Annotated in this window: 3 protein-coding genes and 1 pseudogene; 1 reads left to right on the forward strand and 3 read right to left on the reverse strand. The window is 54.0% G+C overall.

Going from position 1 to position 2,739, the window contains the following annotated elements; all coding sequences use genetic code 11:
* A partial coding sequence (locus IEX75_RS24005; protein ID WP_188798587.1) for a hypothetical protein occupies positions 1-310 on the reverse strand: 310 nt, incomplete at its 3' end.
* A gap of 147 nt (positions 311-457) precedes the next feature.
* Positions 458-1,618 carry an AAA family ATPase gene (locus tag IEX75_RS24010; RefSeq protein WP_188798588.1) on the reverse strand — a complete coding sequence of 387 codons (1,161 nt, stop codon included), beginning with the start codon at positions 1,616-1,618 and terminating at the stop codon, positions 458-460.
* A gap of 237 nt (positions 1,619-1,855) precedes the next feature.
* Between IEX75_RS24010 and IEX75_RS24275 the strand changes: the two are divergent.
* Positions 1,856-2,169, forward strand: a pseudogene (locus tag IEX75_RS24275) (sensor histidine kinase); the annotation flags it as partial.
* A gap of 25 nt (positions 2,170-2,194) precedes the next feature.
* Here the strand turns inward: IEX75_RS24275 and IEX75_RS24015 are convergent.
* Positions 2,195-2,739 (reverse strand): RND family efflux transporter (locus tag IEX75_RS24015; protein ID WP_188798589.1); only part of this gene is annotated, 545 nt, incomplete at its 5' end.

The raw sequence follows: 2,739 nt of genomic DNA on the forward strand, positions 1-2,739 counted from the left end.
CGTTCTCACGCCGGTAGACCGGCCGGCTCCCGTTCGCATCCGCGGGGGCTTTCGTATCGACGACGTAATCCCCCTGTTTCGTTGGCGAGGTGACCTTTTGCAGCATGGACTTCTTCGGCGTGCTGTCGGTGGGAAGTCCACTGGCGGCGGACGTGAACGGGTTTTGCTCCGGCGTGACCTTCACCGGAATGTGTCCGCCTTCCCCTCCGCCGCCGGGCTTCGTCTCGGATGAATGAGACGGATCATCATAATGAACGCCATGCTCGCTCGAATGAGCAAACGAATGGAAGGAGCCATGAATGACTGGCATAATCGAAGTCCTTATTTAATATATGGAATAAGGTTGATGGGTGTGATTGATACAACAAGGATGTTTTTTAATAAATAATGCCGATTTTGGAAGTGATCGATCGCGGTACTGGCATTACGACTGTTGTTCAAATTGATACGACTAACGTCAAAGCGACGGTTCGGCTTGGGCTATATTTTGAAGCCGACCAAACTCTTGGGTAGCGGTGACTAAACGTTGTTGAGCTTGGATGAGAGTACGGCGTGCTGCAACTTCCCCCCTAAGGTCATCGGCGTGTTGCTGATAAGTCCGGTTCAACTCCTCATTGGCATGGAGAAGCGCTTTATTTTGGGAAGACAGGTCTTGTTTGATGGAGTCAATACGGCTCTGGATATTTTCCCGTCGCGTAGGGTCCGGTTCGCGCCTATGCGACTGCTGCAATCGTTGACGTTCTCTATCCAATCTCAGTATTTCAGACGAAATTTGTTCTGTACGTTGATCGGCTGCTTCGTATGGCGGCAAGGAGGCCTGAGCTTGTTGTTCAGCCTGATTGAGCGCAGTCTGGGCTGTGTCAGCTTCGCGCTGTGCGACTTCTTTGTTCCTTTGGGCCTGGCTTAGCTGCTCTCGCAGTGTATCTGCAGACGGCAACGGTCCGCCGCCACCTTTGAGCCCTGCCTTAGGCAACGCTTCCGCACTCCCCTTGCCATCCAGTTTGACCGGCACGCTTTTACTGAAATCATGCGGCCGATCAGGATCCACCATCATCCAGCTCCCTATCTGCTTGTCATAGCTCACTTGATGGTAGTCGTCACCGATGCGCACGTAACTATTGCCATCACCGCCTGGATAAACCCCCTTGTCGTTGAGCGGCCCCAGCTGCTTGGGATCGATCTTGGCCGCCGGTGGCAGGGCGGGAGCGCCCGCTGGCTTGGCGGCATCCGCGTCGCTCACCATCTTCCAGCCGCCCTTCCCATCGGGGATGGCGCGTTCCTGGGTGGGTTTGAGCGTACCGATGTCGTCGTTCTCACGCCGGTAGACCGGCCGGCTCCCGTTCGCATCCGCGGGGGCTTTCGTATCGACGACGTAATCCCCCTGTTTCGTTGGCGAGGTGACCTTTTGCAGCGTGGACTTCCTCGGCGTGCTGTCGGGGGGAAGTCCGCTGGCGGCGGGCGTGAACGAGTTTTGCTCCGGCGTGACCTTCAGCGGAATGTGTCCGCCTTCCCCTCCGCCGTCGGGCTTCGTCTCGGATGAATGAGACGGATCATCATAATGGATGCCGTGCTCGCTTGAATGAGCAAACGAATGGAAGGAACCATGAATGACTGGCATAATCGAAGTCCTTATTTAATACATGGAATAAGGTTGATGGATGTGACTGACGCAACAAGGATGTTTTTAATAAATAATGATGCGAAAGACATATTCAATCGCGGATACATAAAAATACCGTGCCCATGACACGGTTCCTCGCGCTCCAGCGAGGCAGCACGAGCATAGGGGAAATAGCCGACGCTAAGAGTGGTACTCGTCTATGGCAAGCTCGCGGCAGTTCATCAAGTGGTGTGAAACCTGGTGCAGAACGCACTGCGTTACGGCTGAATGCCCTGCGAACCTGCGCGTGTGCTGGTGGTGCGGCATAGGGAGTACGGCGTGCCGATTCTGGAAGTGATCGCGGCCTTGGCATCGCGCCGAAAGTGGCGGCGTAAATCTTCAAATCGTTTTACATCACGCACAAATACGGTACCGGTCTTGGGTTTTATCTAGCCAGGCGGATAGTAGAGGCCAATCAAGCCGCGTGGGAATATGTGCGTATGGCCGGTGATGGGAGTTGTTTCAAGCTTGTATTGACACCACCGGTGTGCATCGAGCCGGCGGTGTAAAGATCAGGTTTCTATGGAACGGAGCTTACCGAAGAGCACGCAAGTTGGCCTCGGCGGTTGAAAGGAGTGCCTTGGACTCATCGCGAGTTTTACGTGTCGTTTTCACTTTTTCTGCGGCACGCGCAAGGTCAAAATTTGCTGCATTCACGATGGCACGGCCATTGGGATTATTCGGCACTACTTGTTTAAGTTCTTTCACCTGCTTTTCAAGAAACACGTAGTTTACTTTGGCATTCTTGTATTCATTCTCAGCTATCTCGAGGGCGCTCCTTGCTTTTACTACTCCTTGCTCAGCTGCATATTTTCTTTGTTCAGTCACATGTTCGTTTGTCCAATTTGAGCTCGACTCTTTGTCTGCCCTCGGATGCTGACCATCGTCCATGCCACCTTTGAGCCCCGGCTTGGGCAACGCTTGCGCACTTCCCTTGCCATCCAGCTTGACCGGTACACTCTTGCTGAAGTCGTGGGGCCGGTTAGGATCGACGGCCTTCCAGCCCTGCCATTGCTTGTCGTAACTCACCTGATAATGATCGTCACCGATGCGCACGTAACTATTGCCATCGCCGCCTG

The organism is Dyella nitratireducens (assembly GCF_014642835.1).
Classification (GTDB): domain Bacteria; phylum Pseudomonadota; class Gammaproteobacteria; order Xanthomonadales; family Rhodanobacteraceae; genus Dyella_B; species Dyella_B nitratireducens.

What these genes read in the sequence shown, in the direction of transcription:
- IEX75_RS24010 (WP_188798588.1), bottom strand. Translation starts at nt 1,618, where the DNA reads ATGCCAGTCATTCATGGTTCCTTCCATTCGTTTGCTCATTCAAGCGAG.